The 16327-nt window shown below is 28.7% G+C and carries 19 protein-coding genes and 1 tRNA gene; 16 read left to right on the forward strand and 4 right to left on the reverse strand.

Annotation, left to right across the window (positions count from 1 at the left end):
* Positions 1-197 precede the first annotated feature (197 nt).
* The 6 genes from CLOPA_RS00320 (at position 198) to CLOPA_RS00345 (ending at position 5739) form a co-directional block, all read left to right on the forward strand.
* Positions 198-1757 carry a spore germination protein gene (locus tag CLOPA_RS00320; protein WP_015613492.1) on the forward strand — a complete coding sequence of 520 codons (1560 nt, stop codon included), beginning with the start codon at positions 198-200 and terminating at the stop codon, positions 1755-1757.
* A 19-nt stretch (positions 1758-1776) separates the two neighbouring features.
* On the forward strand, positions 1777-2934 hold the full coding sequence (locus CLOPA_RS00325; protein WP_015613493.1) for a Ger(x)C family spore germination protein: 1158 nt from the start codon (positions 1777-1779) through the stop codon (positions 2932-2934).
* A 51-nt stretch (positions 2935-2985) separates the two neighbouring features.
* Positions 2986-4077 carry a GerAB/ArcD/ProY family transporter gene (locus CLOPA_RS00330; RefSeq protein WP_015613494.1) on the forward strand — a complete coding sequence of 364 codons (1092 nt, stop codon included), beginning with the start codon at positions 2986-2988 and terminating at the stop codon, positions 4075-4077.
* Positions 4078-4202: 125 nt separating this feature from the next.
* The gene (locus CLOPA_RS00335) at positions 4203-4544 is read left to right on the forward strand and encodes a GerAB/ArcD/ProY family transporter (RefSeq protein ID WP_015613495.1); all 342 of its coding nucleotides are present in this window, start codon (positions 4203-4205) and stop codon (positions 4542-4544) included.
* Between the two features lie 2 nt (positions 4545-4546).
* Positions 4547-4831, forward strand: coding sequence for a transposase (locus CLOPA_RS00340; protein WP_015613496.1), 285 nt, complete (start codon positions 4547-4549; stop codon positions 4829-4831).
* Positions 4828-5739, forward strand: a complete 912-nt coding sequence (locus CLOPA_RS00345) for an IS3 family transposase (protein WP_015613497.1) — start codon at positions 4828-4830, stop codon at positions 5737-5739. The genes CLOPA_RS00340 and CLOPA_RS00345 overlap by 4 nt, the downstream gene beginning before the upstream one ends.
* Before the next feature lie 378 nt (positions 5740-6117).
* On the opposite strand, the gene CLOPA_RS00350 is transcribed toward CLOPA_RS00345, so the two are convergent.
* Both CLOPA_RS00350 and CLOPA_RS00355 read right to left on the reverse strand, forming a co-directional pair.
* Positions 6118-7719: an ABC1 kinase family protein gene (locus CLOPA_RS00350; RefSeq protein ID WP_015613498.1), complete on the reverse strand. Its 1602-nt coding sequence runs from the start codon at positions 7717-7719 to the stop codon at positions 6118-6120.
* 65 nt (positions 7720-7784) lie between these two features.
* A complete protein-coding gene (locus tag CLOPA_RS00355; protein WP_041710675.1) occupies positions 7785-8081 on the reverse strand; it encodes a phasin family protein in 297 nt (98 codons plus the stop codon).
* 324 nt (positions 8082-8405) lie between these two features.
* On the opposite strand from CLOPA_RS00355, the gene CLOPA_RS00360 reads away from it, so the two are divergent.
* A complete protein-coding gene (locus CLOPA_RS00360; protein ID WP_347460067.1) occupies positions 8406-8753 on the forward strand; it encodes an HD-GYP domain-containing protein in 348 nt (115 codons plus the stop codon).
* A gap of 78 nt (positions 8754-8831) precedes the next feature.
* Positions 8832-8908 (forward strand) — tRNA-Arg (locus tag CLOPA_RS00365).
* Positions 8909-8957: 49 nt separating this feature from the next.
* On the opposite strand, the gene CLOPA_RS00370 is transcribed toward CLOPA_RS00365, so the two are convergent.
* Positions 8958-10157, reverse strand: coding sequence for a tyrosine-type recombinase/integrase (locus tag CLOPA_RS00370; protein WP_015613500.1), 1200 nt, complete (start codon positions 10155-10157; stop codon positions 8958-8960).
* A gap of 21 nt (positions 10158-10178) precedes the next feature.
* Positions 10179-10667: a helix-turn-helix domain-containing protein gene (locus tag CLOPA_RS00375; RefSeq protein WP_015613501.1), complete on the reverse strand. Its 489-nt coding sequence runs from the start codon at positions 10665-10667 to the stop codon at positions 10179-10181.
* A 187-nt stretch (positions 10668-10854) separates the two neighbouring features.
* Here CLOPA_RS00375 and CLOPA_RS00380 point away from each other — a divergent pair, with 187 nt between their 5' ends.
* The 8 genes from CLOPA_RS00380 (at position 10855) to CLOPA_RS00405 (ending at position 16322) form a co-directional block, all read left to right on the forward strand.
* Positions 10855-11076: a helix-turn-helix transcriptional regulator gene (locus CLOPA_RS00380; protein ID WP_051115590.1), complete on the forward strand. Its 222-nt coding sequence runs from the start codon at positions 10855-10857 to the stop codon at positions 11074-11076.
* Positions 11077-11135: 59 nt separating this feature from the next.
* Complete coding sequence (locus CLOPA_RS00385; RefSeq protein ID WP_015613503.1) at positions 11136-11813, forward strand: Rha family transcriptional regulator; 678 nt, start codon at positions 11136-11138, stop codon at positions 11811-11813.
* A gap of 13 nt (positions 11814-11826) precedes the next feature.
* Positions 11827-11997 (forward strand): hypothetical protein, encoded by a 171-nt coding sequence (locus CLOPA_RS25460; protein WP_015613504.1) that lies wholly within the window; start codon positions 11827-11829, stop codon positions 11995-11997.
* The gene (locus CLOPA_RS00390; RefSeq protein ID WP_015613505.1) at positions 11997-12206 is read left to right on the forward strand and encodes a hypothetical protein; all 210 of its coding nucleotides are present in this window, start codon (positions 11997-11999) and stop codon (positions 12204-12206) included. The genes CLOPA_RS25460 and CLOPA_RS00390 overlap by 1 nt, the downstream gene beginning before the upstream one ends.
* 242 nt (positions 12207-12448) lie before the next feature.
* Positions 12449-14656, forward strand: coding sequence for a phage/plasmid primase, P4 family (locus tag CLOPA_RS23485; RefSeq protein ID WP_015613507.1), 2208 nt, complete (start codon positions 12449-12451; stop codon positions 14654-14656).
* A 278-nt stretch (positions 14657-14934) separates the two neighbouring features.
* Positions 14935-15351: a hypothetical protein gene (locus CLOPA_RS00400; RefSeq protein ID WP_015613508.1), complete on the forward strand. Its 417-nt coding sequence runs from the start codon at positions 14935-14937 to the stop codon at positions 15349-15351.
* A complete protein-coding gene (locus tag CLOPA_RS24650; RefSeq protein WP_015613509.1) occupies positions 15335-15472 on the forward strand; it encodes a hypothetical protein in 138 nt (45 codons plus the stop codon). Before CLOPA_RS00400 ends, CLOPA_RS24650 begins: the two co-directional genes overlap by 17 nt.
* Positions 15473-16007: 535 nt before the next feature.
* Entirely contained in the window at positions 16008-16322 is a 315-nt protein-coding gene (locus tag CLOPA_RS00405; protein WP_015613510.1) for a hypothetical protein, read from the forward strand.
* The last annotated feature ends 5 nt before the right edge of the window (positions 16323-16327 follow it).

Here is a 16327-nt window from a genome sequence, read left to right on the forward strand (position 1 = left end):
GATTTAGTGGAAATATAATAATAGAATTTTCATTGACTCTGTTATTTTTTTAATTTATAAGGCTGTATAGATATAAATGCATTAAACAATATTAGAAATAAATATGTGTAAATTTTAACTAAATAAATATTTTTAATGAAATTTATACAGTTAATTTTCATTAAAAGATAAATAGTATAATTAAAGAAGGGATGCTTATGATATTAAAAAAAATAAAAGATTTTTTTTCTCTAAATGAGCCACAAAATTTTGATAACACAGTTTTAAGTTATAGTAATGAAAAAAAAGATAACAAAGAAAATAATAAAGAAAAATATAATAATAATCAAAGCATATATAAGATACTTGAACAAAATGAGAATTATATAAAGGGTATTTTTAACAATTGTTATGATTTAATTATAAGAGAAATATCATTATATGATAATAATAAAGGTAAAATTGCTATGGTTTATTTAAATGAATTTATTACTGAGAAACTAATAAATGATAGTATAATTGATAAATTTCCATTAAAGCAAAATACTGAAATAAAGGATATAGAACAGTCAATAAAATATATGCTTGCTATAAAAGATGATAGCGTTTGTAAAGATTTTGGTCAGTGTATAGATGCAATACTTGATGGAAATGTAGTGATTTTTTCAGATATGCTAGATAAAGCTTTTATTGCAAATATTAAAGAGCCACCACAAAGAGCTATTCAGGAGCCAAATGTTGAAAACGCTATAAGAGGGCCCAGAGAAGGATTTACAGAGTCAATTGCTAAAAATATTAGTCTTATAAGAAAAAAAATTAAAAATACAAATTTTAAAACGGAAAAATTTATAGTTGGTGAAGAAACTAAAACTGATGTTGCTATATGTTATATGGATGATGCTGTTGATAGAAAAATATTAGAGGAAGTTAAAGCCAGAATCAGAAAAATAAAAATAAGTCCAATTGCATCTAATTATATTGTAGAAGCTATTAATGATGATCCTATATCTTTAGTACCAACTATATTTAAAACAGAAAGGCCAGATGTAGCAGCTTCTAAATTATTGGAAGGTAAAATTCTTATTATTGTAGATAATACTCCTATTGTTTTATCTGTACCTGCATTTTTTGTTGAATTTATGCAAGCTAGTGATGATTATTATACAAATTATATACCAGCCACTTTAAATAGATGGTTTAGATATATAGGTTTAATGATATCTATAGCATTACCGGGAGTGTATGTGGCTTTATTAACCTTTCATCAAGAACTTATACCTACTCCTTTTATTACTACCATAATAAGAGCTCGATCAGGAATACCTCTTCCATCAATATGGGAATGTTTTTTAATGCTTTCTGCCTATGAAATAATAAGGGAAGCAGGTCTTAGAATACCTAGAACCATTGGTCAGACTGTAAGTATAGTGGGAACTTTAATTCTTGGAGAAGCAGCAGTAAGAGCTGGTATAGTAAGTGCACCTATGATAATCGTAGTTGCTTTTGTTGGAACAGCACTTTATACTATCCCATCTCCAGAACTAAACTCAACTATTCTCTTTATTAGATATACTATATTATTTTTAGGTGGTGCCCTAGGTATTTTTGGCGTTTTGTGTGGACTATTATTTTTAATTACATACATGACATCAAGGCGCTCCTTTGGAGTACCATATATGTATCCATTTATGCCCTTTAGTTTAAAGAGAAACCAGGATACTATTATTAGAACACCAATGGAAAAATTGGATAATAGTATTAAGCTATTTAGAAAATAAAACATTTTGGAGAATGTCTATGAAGAACATCATTAAGAAATTTATCATAATATTATTAATATTAGCTATACCAGTTGTAAGTTTTACCGGATGTAAAGATGCTACGGAAATAGAGAGATTAGGGATTATATTGGCTGTAGGCTTTGACTTAACTAGTGATAATAATTATTTAGTTACTATTGAAGTTATGGATAGTAACAGTGTTAGTGATAATGTAAAATCAAATAGTTATACTGCTGAGGGAGAAACTGTTTTTAAGGCTATAACCAATCTTTATAAAAGATTAGGAGAACAATTTAATTATGCTCATATACAATATATTGTCATTGGAGATAGTATGGCAAGAAAGGGAATAGCCCCTATTATGGATTTTTCCCTAAGATATAATCAGATAAGACCTACAATACCTTTTTTAGTTACAAATGGAGAGGCTCAGGATATTATAAGTGCAAAAATTTCTACATATACTACCGCTGCTCTTTCAGTAACAAATTTATTAGAGTTGCAAAGGAAAAGAGGAGAAACGGCTGTTACTACTAATTTAGATTTTGTAAACAGTGTTGCTCATGGATCAAGATCAACCACTTGCGGTTTAATTAATATAGATAATTCTAAGTTAGATAAAAATAAAAACTATAATTTAAGTGGTGCAGCAGTTTTTCATAAGGATAAACTTGTAGGATATCTATCAACTAGGGAAACTGTAGGACTAAATTGGATTCGTGGAAGTATAGATAAAAATATACTTATGGCAGAATACATGATACAATATCCTGAAAATTATAAGGTAAGTTTAGATGTTACATCAGCTTCAGAGAAAACAGATATAAAATTACATAATAATAATGTAAATATTAAAGTCAATATTAAAGCAAAATCATCAATAAGAGAAATGACAGGAAATGTAGATCCAAATAAAAATCCTAATATCATGGATGAGCTTGCTCAAGAACAAAATAAAGTTATTTTTAATGATGTCTATCTAGTAATAAATAAAGCTCAAAAAGATTTTAAGCTTGATATATTTGATTTTGGAAATATCATGATGCGAAAATACCCTAATGAATGGACTTACATGGAAAAAAATTGGAATGACATTTTTGAAAATTTAAAAGTAGATATAAATGTTAATACACAAGTGAATAAAACAGGAGTTCTTTCAAAACCTCCACTATAGATAGAATTTTTAGATAAAATTTATTAAATAAAAGGTTAGGAGGGTAGTAACATGAAAGAAAAAATAACATCATATGAATTTTTAGCAATAATGTTTTTATTAGGCTATGGAACTGCCAGTTTATTTTTTCTAACACCGGATACTAAAAATGACATTTGGATTGCAATGCTTTTTTATGCATTAGTTTCTATAATTATTCAGATGATTTATATAAATCTTTTTAATAAATATCCAGAAGATTCTATAGTAACATATTTACCTAAAGTATATGGGAAATATATTGGTTTTATATTAAGTGTTATATATATATGGTTTTTTGCATATGATGCTGCTAGAGATTTAAGAGACTTTACTGAACTTACAACATCTTTTGCACTGATAAGAATGCCTATGTATATCACAGCATCGGTCTTTATGATTGTTATTACCTATAGTGTTTATAAGGGTATTGAAAATATAGGGAACATGGCACAGATAGGTTTTATAATTATAGTATTTTCCAGTATTCTTATTTTTATATTATTATTTATGACTAAGGGTGCCTTTAAATTTTACAACGTATACCCAATTTTACATATGGGTTTCATAAAAGTGATTTCAAAGGGATGGAAACTTTCTACGTTTCCCTATGGTGAGTTTATAACTATGACTATGCTTTATCCTTTTTTAATGCAAAAAAACAAATTAAAGAAAACTGTTATTTTTACATCAATTTTAGAGGGCGTATTTCTTGCAATAAATAATATTTTATTTATAGTAACTTTAGGATATGAGTTTGCTAGTTCAAATGACTATCCTTTACTTGAAACTCTTAGATTGGTACATATTGGAGATTTTTTAAACAGATTAGATATAATATTTATAGTGGTTTTAATGCTAGGTGGATTTTTTAAAATATCTGTGCTGATGTATGTATCAGCACTAGGGATTTCACAAGTATTTAAGGTTAAAAATTGGGGGCTATTATGTACTATATTAGGTGTATTAGTATTAATTACTTCACTAATAATTGCAAGAAATAATTCAGAACATATAAATACTGGTTGGAATTTTGTATTGCCATATGTAAATCTTCCTATTGGAATTATTATTCCTGGAATAACACTTATAGTTTACTATTTAAAAAGGCTGATAAAAGTATAATTTTATATTATGACTATTATTAAATATAAGATTATTGTTATTGTATAATAGAAATTTACTTACACATTATTGTAATTTAACCATTTTTATATGGTATACAATAAAGCTTTAGGAGAGATATATTCATGAAGGAAAAGATAACAGCACATCAATTTTTTATAATAATGTTTTTACTTCCTTATGGTAGTGCAGTTCTATTTTATTTATCCCCAGAAACTAAAACTGATATTTGGATTGGAATATTAGCTTATGGAATTATATTTGTAATCATACAGATGATTTATATAAGTTTGTTTAATAAGTATCCAAATGATTCTATAGTAACGTATTTACCTAAAATATATGGTAAATTTATTGGCTATATATTAAGTATTATATATATTGGTGTTAGAATAAAAATAGTACAAGAGAAATTGAGAAAGTTCCTAATAAGTTTTAGAATAAATATAAGAGATGGGGGAACTTAATCATGAAAAAACAACATGACAAGCAGTTCAAAGAAGATGCTGTAAAATATTACATGGATCATAAAGAACTTGGAGTAAGAGGTTGTGCTCAAAACCTTGATATAGGTGGTAGCACTTTGTCAAAGTGGATTAGAGATTCTAAAAGCGAAAATGGTATTCAAGTTCGAGGTTCAGGTAATTATTCCAGTGATGAACAAAAGGAAATTGCACGATTAAAGCGTGAACTTCGTGATACAAAGGATGCTCTTGATGTATTAAAAAAAGCCATAAGCATTCTGGGAAAGTGACAGAAGCAATATATCTTGAAGTCCAAGATAAATGTGAAGACCTCAAGTGGAAACGCCAAGTTTCTGTCAACGGAATGCTTCGTATATTAGGCGTTTCACGTTCAGGGTATAATTCATGGCTGCATCGCCTACCTTCAAATCAACAAAAGAGAAAAGAAATTGTAAAGGAAAAAATTAAGGAAGTCTATGATCAATCCCACCAAAATTATGGTGCTCCTAAAATCACAAAAGAAATACAAAAAGCTGGTGAAAAAATATCAGAACGTACAGTTGGGAAATACATGAAGGAGCTTGGCATTAAAGCTCAATATGTAAAACCATATACCGTTACTACAAAGGATTCTGATTTCAGCAGCAAACTAGAAAACGTTCTAAATGAGCAATTTAATCCATCTGCACCAAACGCAGTATGGTGCACAGATATTACATATCTTTGGACTAATGCAGGTTTTGTATACCTTACAAGCATCATGGATTTATACTCTCGAAAAATTATAGCTTGGACGCTTACGGAAACTTTAGCTGTTTCATGTGTTATTGACACAATTAATAAAGCTAAGAAAAATAGAAAACTTGCTAACCCAGTTATTATACACAGTGACAGGGGCAGTCAGTACGTATCAAAAGAATATCAAAAGGCTGCTTCAAAAATGATACTTAGTTATTCCAAGAAAGCTTTTCCATGGGATAATGCATGTATTGAATCTTTCCACGCAATTATTAAACGTGAATGGATAAATCGTTTTAGAATTAAAAATTATCGTCATGCTTATATTCTTGTATTTGAATACATTGAAACGTTTTATAATACCACAAGAATTCATAGTCACTGCAATTATATGTCACCAAATGAGTTTGAAAAAACATATGAAAAAGTCAAGGAACTTAGTATGTCAATGGCAAGTTAAAATATGGAAGTTAATTAGAACTTTCTCATTTTAATTTGTACTTTTTATTGACATAGCACCAATATAGGAAACATGGCACAATTAGCATTAATAATAATTATATTTATAGTAATTTTAATGCTGGGAGGATTTTTTAAAATATCTATATTTATGTATTGCTCTGTATTAGGAACAGTTCAACTATTTAACATTAAAAATTAGGGATTATTATGTATTATATTTGGAACTCTTATATGCGCTAGTTCTATTACAATGTCAATGATAAATACTTATCCTAAACATCTTTCTACAGGATTAAATCATATACCTATAGCTATTATAATTCCATTAATATCACTAATAGTGTACTATTTAAAGAAACTCATAAGCAGCAGATGATTATAAAGTTCCAGATCTTAATATTGATATTAATAAATAGAATCCCATTAACGCTGCAATCATAAAGCCACTTATGCCTATAATAGAAATATCATGAATTTTTGGTCCTATATTTGTTCTAAGTATAAGTGACGAGCCAATGATCATAGAAGATATAATAATGGCAAAAACCATTCTATTAACCATTCTATTTAAATCTTTAATAGGCTTTTGTAAATTATTATGCTGTAATTGTATTTTTGCTCTTCCACTAATTAAGCTATCAGAAAGTTCTACAAACTTTGAAGGAAATTCAGAAGAACTTTTAATAAATCTAAATCCATTTAATAATAATGTATCAAAATCTAAATCCTTTAAGAATATATTTTTATTTTGAGATTTTACATAGGGTATTAGTACATCTACTATGGATAAATCAGGAGATATTTTTGCAATAACCCCTTCAATTATAAGTGTACTTTTTAGTAGTGTTGTCAGTTCTTTAGGAAGTTTTATATTATTATTTTTTGAAATTTCAAAAATTTCTTGAAGCATAACTGAAATTTTTATATTCTTTAAAGAGGCAGACATGTAGCTAGCAAATAAATAATCTATAGATTCATAAAGAGAATTCCTATTTACATATCCCTTTCTTATACCTAAAGACATAATTACAGATATCATTTTATTTATATCATGATAGGCTATAGCAACCATTGCATCATTAAGTGATGATTTTAATGACTTTGAGATTGTACCCATTATTCCAAAATCTATATAACATATATGACCATTCTGTATAAGTAGATTACCAGGGTGAGGATCTCCATGAAAAAATCCATCTTCAAATACTTGCTTAAAATAAGAAAGTGTAAGTTTTTTACCTAGATCATCTAAATCGTAACCTGACTGCAAAAGTTTTTTTAAATTATCTATTTTAATGCCTACTATTTTTTCCATAGTAATTATTTTTTTAGTACATAATTCATCAATAGTATAAGGAGTGGATACGAAGGCAACGTCTTCATTTAGGTTTGTAAATTTCTTTATATTATTTAGTTCATTTTTAAAATCTAATTCTTGAGTTGTGGATATAAGTAATTCATCTAATGCTTCTTTGGGATCTATTAGCGCATCTGTAAACTTAATTTTTGTAATATTTAATAGCTTTTTTATTATAGATAAATCTATTTTCATTTTTTCAGCAATTCCTGGGCGCTGAATTTTTACGATAACAAAGCTTCCATCTTTTAAAATAGCATCATGCACTTGAGCAATAGAAGCAGATCCAATGGGATTTTTATCAAAATATAAAAATGTATCTTCAATGGTAGTATTCAATTCATTAAAAAAAAGCTTTTGTATATTGTCAAATTTTTCGTGAGGTACATTATTTTGAAGTTTAGATAGTTCTTTTATGTAAGGTGAAGGTAATAGATCTGGTCTGGTACTCAAAATTTGTCCTATTTTTATGAAAGTAGGACCTAATTCTTCAAAAGCTTTTCTTAAGTTTTCAGGTGACTTTTTATTTCCGTTTAATTTTGAATCAACAATAAATCCAAAACCATAGTAAGCTAGTACCTTAACTATTTCTTTTAATCTATATACAGAGTTTCTACGCATACTTGTTTTCTCCTCTTAAAAATAAAAGCCCTAACAAATAAGTTTGGGCCTTTTACAGTTGAAAATTATTGTTTAAGTTTTTTTTCAAGTTCAGTAAGTCTATTTTTAATATCCACAATTTCATCTTTTGTAGCAAAATTTGTTTCTTTTAATATATCTATAATGTCTTTTTTGGTTACAGGCTTAACTTTTTCACTTTTTGATACTATATCTTTTTTTAATTCCTCGGATAATTCCTTACCTTCATCAATAGTTAATTTACCTTTAATAACCATTTCATCTATGACCTTAGATGCCTTTTCATAGGTGTAAGCAGCTGAACCCAGACCAGCAAGGAGAGCTTTTTTTAATTGATCTACCATCATATACACCTCCCATATATAATATTATACTATAATACAATCATATCAAATAAATAAAAAATTGTAAATTCAAGAATAGTAAGAAAATTCCACTGAATTTATATTTAATATTCTTTATTTAGATGATAAAATGTATACATTGTTGTAATAAAATTATATAACTTTATTTTAAATAATAAAGTTAGTGTTTAAATATAAAAATTTTCTAATATAAAAATTAACCATTATAATAGTTAGATAAGATTATTAATAGAATTCAAATTTATATGAAATATATGTTTAGTATATGTAGATAATAAAATTTTATAAAAAAGTATTAATTCAATTCATCCTTTTGCTAAAATAATTGCTATTGCCGATGTATTTGATGCGGTTAATTCAAACAGAGGATATAGAAAGAGCAAGGGACCTTTTGAGGCTTTGGAAATAATTAAAGAGGATAATTTAGGAAAATTAGATTATAACTATTGTACCATATTCCTAAATCATGTAATAAATTACTACATGGGAGAGAATGTATTGCTTAATAACGATAAGGTATATAAGATAATACAGGTGAATAAAAATGATTTTCAAAGACCTTTGCTGTTAGCAGACAATGAATTTCTTCATTTGAGAAATAACAAGGACTTGTGCGTAAAGCAATTAATTGTAAATAATAATTATATTTAGTTTAAAAATTTCTTATAAAAAGTAATATTGAATTGACATTACAATTAAACTATAATAGAATACTAGAGTGAAAGGTATGCATCTATAGCTCAGTAGGATAGAGCGGTGGTTTCCTAAACCATGTGCCGGAGGTTCGAATCCTCTTAGGTGCACCAAATGTGTTGATACAAGCTGGTTTACAGAAATGTAAGTTTGCTTGTATTTTTATTTTCCCTCCTTTTTCCCTCCGGAATTTTCATTGGAGTTATCAAATATAGAATTTATTTTATCTATGGCCTTAACTTTTTCTTCAGGCATTACGTGAGTATATATGTTAGCTGTAATGGATATATCATTATGACCTAGTAAGGTTTGAACAGTTTTTAGTGGTACACCAGCTTCAAATAGACGTGTAGCATATGTATGCCTCAGACTGTGGAATTTTTTATAGTCTATTTTTGCTTTTTTTAGAATTCTTCTATACATGCCTCTTAAATTGTTGGGATCTATTACACTACCTATAGGAGTACAAAATACATATTCATTTTTTATGTAATCATTACCAAATTTCTCTTTTTCTGATTCCTTTTTTTCTTTATATTGCTCTAATATTGGAACTAGACTTCTAGGGAATGGGATAGTTCTGTAGCTGCTTTTAGTTTTAGGAGTCTGCTCTATAAGATGATATTTTTTATTATCACCTTCAAAAATAGAAGTACCCTTTATGGCCTTATTTACTGATAAGGTGTAATTAACCAGGTCTATATCATTCCATGTGAGGGCTATAAGCTCACCAATTCTTAATCCAGTACCTAAATCAAGAAGGAATAAAGCTTTAAGCCTATGACCTCCTACGGCTTCTATAAACTTATTCTGTTCTTCAACTGTAAATACTTTTATACTATCATCTGAATTTTTGTTTTCCATAGGTATGCTTATAGATTTAGGTGAACAATAATTTTTAACGATAAAGCCTTCTGCTACACAATAATTTAAAAACATTTTCAATAATTTATTTAAGTTATAAACTACATTAGGAGTTTTACCATTCTTTATTAAGCTATTGTAATATTGTTGTATTATAAGGCTTTTAAGGTCTTTTAACTTTACTGAATATAATGGAGAAGGCTTTATGTATAGTCTGTATACAGCCTCATATCGCTCAAATGTTGAAGGCTTTACACTGTTCTTAACCTTTTCAAACAACCACAGTTTGCATGTTTTACCAATTGTTAAAGTATCATAATCAGTGGATAAGCCTAAGTGCAATCCATTCTTATATTTTTCCAGTTTAGCTTCAGCATCTTTTTTAGATCTACCATAGAATTCTTTTCTTTTACGATTGCCTTCTGAATCTCTTCCTAGTTCCAGATATACTCTGTAATATTGTTGGCCATTTTTAATAACATTGGTTTTTGTTGGCATTGATTAACTCCTTTCTATTAATTATTTATAATTATGAATGTAATACAGAACTATTCCCATAATAGCTTTGTCTATATCAGTTGAAAAATTATTATAAATTTTATTATTTAAGTTACATGAATTCCCATCATAAGACAATATTATATCGTCTCCATCTTTATCAATATAAAAGTTTAAGGATTTTAGTTGTTCTACAAGCTTTTTTTTACTATCATTTTGAAGTTTGTTGTATTCTTCTTGTGCTTCATTGGCAATTTTTTTACTTTCAGGGGTGGAAATTGCTTCTACTAAATCTTTATTGAATATTATATCGTTACAATTAAAAATATCATCCCTTGTTATGTCAAGAGCCTTAAAGAGCTTTAAAAGTACTCCTTCTCTTGGGTTAGAGGAAGTACCTTTTTCAATGTCGCTCAAATAACTAGCACTAACACCGGCTATTCTTGCCAAACCTCTAATACTTAGTTTCTTAGCTTTTCTTTTATCTTTTAATAGTTCAGACAGTTTCATTTCATATCCTCCTTGTACTTTAAACGTACAAATATATTATAACGTACACTTTAATAAATAGAAATACAACAATTTAAAAAACATAGTAAAGGATAGAATTATGAAGAAAAAACAAGATATTTAAATATAAACTACGGGAAAAGGCATAAACAAATATTGTACGGTTAAAGAACGCGTGCTATTATATATGTACAGTGAGCGAACGGAGGTGGATTGCGTGAATAAATTAAAAGAAATGCGCACTAAGAAAAAGTTATCTTTTAGAGAACTAAGCAAGTTGACAGGTGTAAGTCCGTCATATTTATGCGATTTAGAAAGCGGAAAATCTAATAATCCAAGAATAGGTACGAAAATCCTTATTTCTAAGGGATTAAAAACACCAGTTGATGAACTTTTTTTCAACGAATAGGACAACTCAAATTTGGACAGCCCAATGCTTAAAAATTTAATGATTGGATAGTGAGAAAAGTGAAATTAGTATTTATTGAATCTAAAAATTTAAATGAAGAGCCATATACAACAAGTAAGATTATTTCAGAGTATGGTGGACAGCAACATAGAGCAGTAAGGCAACTTATAGAAACTTACATTAAGGATTTGAAAAAGGTGGGTAGGGTTACATTTCAAATGATACCCTTAGAAACAAATGGAGGAGTACAAAACATAAAAATATACAAGTTAAATGAGCAGCAGTCAACTTTTTTAATAACACTTATGAAAAATACTGAAAAGGTTGTTGAATTTAAGTTTAACTTAGTAAAACAGTTCTTTGAAATGAGAGAAGAATTTACAAAAAGAAGAATTGAGAGAGTTCATGGCAAGGAACAGAGAAATATTTTAACAGAGGCAATTGATAAACTTCCAGATAGTCCACATAAGGCTATGAAGTACAAGCATTTTACTGATTTGGTTTACAAAACTCTATTTGGGAAAAGTAGCAAAGATTTAAAACTTCAATTCGGTATAGGTAAGAGTGGTAATTTAAAAGATTATTTTGATAAAGAACAACTTGCTAGAGTAGCAAAATTAGAACAACAAGTTGCAGCTCTTATTGATTTAGGACTTGATTACAAAGAAATTAAGTCTATGATCCAAAAGAAGTATCTAACAATAAATCAGAATGTTGAAAATTCTATTTCTGTTTAAGGTGGTGGTTACTATGCCTATAAAGGTAATACCTACAGACGATTTAGTTAAGTTAAACAAACAGATAAAAGCTTTAGAGAGTATCATTCCAAAGGATACTCCAAAAGACAAGGGAATACACCAAGAAGCTCTGGAAGTGCTATTAAAGCACAGAGAGAAGCTATTAAAGGGGGAAATTAAGTAATGGCAGAGTATAAAATTCTTGATACTAATATAAACAGTAAATTAATAGGTACAACGGAGCTTCATAAAACAGAGGGTTTTAGTATGACAGCTATTTATAAAATGTGCCATATGGAGGGGGCACCTGTAGTGAAGTTTGGAAATAGATTTTATTTTATTAGGTCTAAGCTAAATGAGTTTATAGAGAGTTTAGCAGGGCAGCAGCTTTAAAAAATATAAGAGAATTATTTTTAGAGGAGGAGTTCATGGAAAAAGAAAATAAGGAAAATTTAGCTTATTTTTGGGGCTTATTATCTGGAATGATTTTTATAGGAACTTTATGGATTATTGCAAAATCTATGGGAATATAAAAAGAGCTCTTATCAAAAGAGCAAAATTAAAAAAATACACATAAAAATAAGAAACAATGCACGTTACAAAGTTAGTTGTTTAATTGAAAAGTGGTGATAATAATGAATTATAGTATGATTAAGTCTTATTTTCAAATAAAATCAGATCATGGAGATACATGTAAAGCGACATGTCCTTGTCATCAAGATCGTGAAGCAAGTTTAAGTATTAGCCATAAACAGGATAAAACTCTGCTTACTTGTCATGCTGGATGCACAACAAGGGATATCCTTGAAAAAGTAGGCCTTAAGATGTCAGATTTATGGGACCAACCATTACAAGGAAAATCTAATTCATTTAATAATAATATAGCAGCTATTTATCAATATAAGGATGAAAATGGCAAGGTTTTATATGAAAAAGTAAGATTTAATCCTAAGAGATTTACACAAAGAAGAAGCATAGATGGTGCTACAGTGTGGGGATTAGATGGAGGAACATATTTTCAAACTTACACTGGAAGCAACAATTGGAGCAAAAGAGAAAGAAAGAATTCAGTAACAAGAGAGTTTCCGAAGCAGGAACCTGTGATATATAATTTGCCTGAAGTGATAAAGGCTGTAAAAAATAAGGAGACAATTTTCTTAGTGGAGGGGGAAAAAGATTCCGACAATTTGGTAAAACTGGGATTTACAGCAACATGTAATTTTGATGGTGCATCCAAGAGTGTACAAAAACAGAAATGGAGAGAAAACTATAATCCATATTTTAAAGGTGCTAATGTGGTGCTGATTCCTGACAATGATGGAGCAGGTCGCCATCATATGAGATATATAGCAGAAAGTTTAAAAAGCTATGTATCTACTATAAAAATGATTGAATTTCAGGGAATGCCGGATAAATCGGATATAAGTGACTGGTTAGACGAAGGTCATACAAAGGAAGAACTTCTGAAGCTTATTGAAAATACAAAAGAATATACTTCTGAAGATGTAAGTATTAAAAAAGAAGGTGAATTACCTCCATGGTACATTGTAAGTACAAATAGTCGAGGTGAAGAAAGAGTTTCAATAAATTCTGGTATTTTATCAAGACATTTAATTAATACAGTTCATTCTGTTTATGCAGCAGAGAAATTTTATATATATGATAAAGGTTCATATGTTAAAAAATCAGATTATGAAGCAGGGGCTATAGTAAAAAAATATATTGAAGATCAATACGTTAAAAGTAGAACAATAACAGAAGTAGTTGACTTATGGCGGTATGAAATATTAAAAAAAGAAAATGAACTTAATAAATATCAATACATTATAAATTTAAAAAATGGACTTTTAGATATTGAACATAAAGAATTTAAAGAACATACTGAAAATTTTCTAAGTACAATACAACTAAATACCACTTATGATAAGAATGCTGAATGTCCAATTTTTATGAAATACATTGCTGAAGCATTGGAAATGGAGAATGTAACATTAATACAAGAAATATTAGGATACTTGCTCATACCAGAAACAAAAGCTCAAAAGTTCTTTGTGTTGAAAGGTAGAGGTGGTACTGGTAAATCTACATTTTTAAACACAGTTAGTTTTTTGTTAGGACAGCAAAATATAAGTAATATATCTTGGCAAAGCTTAGGGGATAGATTTAACACAGCAGAACTTTATGGAAAGTTAGTTAATGAATTTGCAGATTTACCACAAACCCCTCTTGAAGATACTGGCGTATTTAAAGCTCTTGTAGGTGAAGATTTTATTAAAGGAGAGATAAAACACAAGGGTATATTCTATTTTAAAAATAAAGCAAGGTTACTTTTTAGCTGTAATGAAATGCCAGCAAACTACACTGATAGAACAGATGGCTTTTATAGACGATTTATTATAATTCCATTTGATAAGAAACCTAAAGTTATCGATAAAGATTTAGAGGTGAAAATTCAGCAAGAAATCAATGGTGTATTCAACTGGGCACTAAAGGGATTAACGAGACTTATTAAAAACGATTTTACTTTTTCAGAAAATCAATATACTTATGCAGCTCTTGAAGAATATAAATTACAAGCAAATAATGTGTTGCAATTTATTAATGAGGAATGTGATATATCAGAAGGTAAAGCCTGTTCAAGTAGTCTACTTTATTCAAAATATAAAGGCTATTGTGAAGATAATTCTTTAAAAAATGTTTCACAACCTAACTTTAAAAAAGAGCTACTTAAAATACCAGGAATAGATTATGTACAGAGTTTTAGAACAGCTACAACAAAATTCCGAGCCTTTACTGGAATAAGTTTAAGCATACAAGAAGTCAAATATTTAAATGTGAAATAGTAGGCTTGACACACATGCTTTAGTTTGACACACTAGTTGACACACTTGTGACACAGATAAAAGTTAGCGATATCAATGGTTGACGCACATGACACACTATTTTATAACTTTTCACCTGAAAAAATAATAATATATACATAGATATATATTATATATAAAGTAAGTTGCATTTATCTGTGTCATGTGCGTCAAGCCTTATATTAAGCCATTTAATCCGTGTCAAGGCTGTGTCAGCTCTGTGTCAAAGGTGTGTCAGTGTATTTGTAAAGGGGTTGAAAATGAATAAAACTGAAATGCTGGTTGCTACTAATCAATATACAGGCTCTCGATTATTTCTTGAAAATTTGAGAAGCATAAAAAAGGGTCGTTCACGATTTTACATAGACACCAGGACAAAAATAATTAATGAACAAAATCATATTTATCCATTAGCCATTACAGGAAAATCCGTTTATATAGTTTGTTGTTATTGCGGCAGAATTCACAGTCATAGTTGTGCTCGTGGAAAGTACGAAGGTTTTGTAGCTCCCCATTGTTTAGATAATTCAAAGCATTCTGGATATTATATTGAACCAGTAGAATTTAAAATATTAAAATCAGATGTTGCTGTAAAGGAGGTGGTGAATAAAAAGGTTGTTATAAGTAAAAAAAATTTAATTAAAGGAGGCAGCAAAAACTATGAGAAAAAATATTAACGAAGTAGAAAACAGTGATAGTATAGCGGAACTTTTAAACCAAAAATTTAAAGATATTCCTTTGAGTATGAATGATATTATAGAAATTAAAAAAATAATTAAAGAAGTATTAAAGTCCTAAGAATTAGTGTATATGTGTCGACGTAACAAACCGTAGTTAGTATTTAATTCTGTAATGGGTGTTAAATGTTGATATAAGTATGATTGAAAGAGAGAGGATTTGTTGTTTATACTAAGGCTGAGCTTGGCAGACGTGGACATCTGATGTAAAACCACAGCTTAGTTCAATACTAACAATATTATTAGCATTGAACTAAAAAAGAGCAATGTATAACAAATGCATATTATATGTATATGTAGTATTATTATGCATATATATACATTGGTTATTGTATAATACAAAGTTGATACAATGATTATATTAAATATACGTATAAGAATGGCGTAACCATGCGGTTTATACGATATATGGTGCATTAGGATAATAGCATATGAATTACGTAAAAACAAAATTTGACGCAGTTCACGATACGAAACAGGGGGTATCTTTCTAAATCACAATTTCGTTGCGAGCCGGCCCATGGGTTCCACATTTTCCGTGGTATTTTTAAAAGTCAATTGTAATATGTAAAGCAAAATAAAAGGAGTGAATTTTAATGAATGAAATATTAAAAAATATTATTGATAAAACTATGGAATTAAAGTACTACTATGTTTGTGACACTTTAGAGCGTGAAGAATTAAACAATTCAGAGGAATATAAGGATTTGTTAAAAGATGAGGATAAGATTATAAATGAATTGAAGTTAAAATCACCAAAAAATTTACAAGTATTGATTAATAAGCTTATTGATATAAAGGATTATCAAAGTAACTGTTATGGCAAATATTATTTTAAACAAGGTGTTAAGGCCGGATTAACAGATTTAAAGTGTCTTGGGGAAGCAGAGGAAGAAGTAACTATGCTATAGGGGGA

It is taken from the genome of Clostridium pasteurianum BC1 (genome assembly GCF_000389635.1).
GTDB classification, from domain to species: domain Bacteria; phylum Bacillota; class Clostridia; order Clostridiales; family Clostridiaceae; genus Clostridium_I; species Clostridium_I pasteurianum_A.

What these genes read in the sequence shown, in the direction of transcription:
- CLOPA_RS00320 (WP_015613492.1), top strand. Translation starts at nt 198, where the DNA reads ATGATATTAAAAAAAATAAAAGATTTTTTTTCTCTAAATGAGCCACAA.
- CLOPA_RS00325 (WP_015613493.1), top strand. Translation starts at nt 1,777, where the DNA reads ATGAAGAACATCATTAAGAAATTTATCATAATATTATTAATATTAGCT.
- CLOPA_RS00330 (WP_015613494.1), top strand. Translation starts at nt 2,986, where the DNA reads ATGAAAGAAAAAATAACATCATATGAATTTTTAGCAATAATGTTTTTA.
- CLOPA_RS00335 (WP_015613495.1), top strand. Translation starts at nt 4,203, where the DNA reads ATGAAGGAAAAGATAACAGCACATCAATTTTTTATAATAATGTTTTTA.
- CLOPA_RS00340 (WP_015613496.1), top strand. Translation starts at nt 4,547, where the DNA reads ATGAAAAAACAACATGACAAGCAGTTCAAAGAAGATGCTGTAAAATAT.
- CLOPA_RS00350 (WP_015613498.1), bottom strand. Translation starts at nt 7,719, where the DNA reads ATGCGTAGAAACTCTGTATATAGATTAAAAGAAATAGTTAAGGTACTA.
- CLOPA_RS00355 (WP_041710675.1), bottom strand. Translation starts at nt 8,081, where the DNA reads ATGGTAGATCAATTAAAAAAAGCTCTCCTTGCTGGTCTGGGTTCAGCT.
- CLOPA_RS00370 (WP_015613500.1), bottom strand. Translation starts at nt 10,157, where the DNA reads ATGCCAACAAAAACCAATGTTATTAAAAATGGCCAACAATATTACAGA.
- CLOPA_RS00375 (WP_015613501.1), bottom strand. Translation starts at nt 10,667, where the DNA reads ATGAAACTGTCTGAACTATTAAAAGATAAAAGAAAAGCTAAGAAACTA.
- CLOPA_RS00380 (WP_051115590.1), top strand. Translation starts at nt 10,855, where the DNA reads ATGTACAGTGAGCGAACGGAGGTGGATTGCGTGAATAAATTAAAAGAA.
- CLOPA_RS25460 (WP_015613504.1), top strand. Translation starts at nt 11,827, where the DNA reads ATGCCTATAAAGGTAATACCTACAGACGATTTAGTTAAGTTAAACAAA.
- CLOPA_RS00390 (WP_015613505.1), top strand. Translation starts at nt 11,997, where the DNA reads ATGGCAGAGTATAAAATTCTTGATACTAATATAAACAGTAAATTAATA.
- CLOPA_RS23485 (WP_015613507.1), top strand. Translation starts at nt 12,449, where the DNA reads ATGAATTATAGTATGATTAAGTCTTATTTTCAAATAAAATCAGATCAT.
- CLOPA_RS00400 (WP_015613508.1), top strand. Translation starts at nt 14,935, where the DNA reads ATGAATAAAACTGAAATGCTGGTTGCTACTAATCAATATACAGGCTCT.
- CLOPA_RS24650 (WP_015613509.1), top strand. Translation starts at nt 15,335, where the DNA reads ATGAGAAAAAATATTAACGAAGTAGAAAACAGTGATAGTATAGCGGAA.
- CLOPA_RS00405 (WP_015613510.1), top strand. Translation starts at nt 16,008, where the DNA reads ATGAATGAAATATTAAAAAATATTATTGATAAAACTATGGAATTAAAG.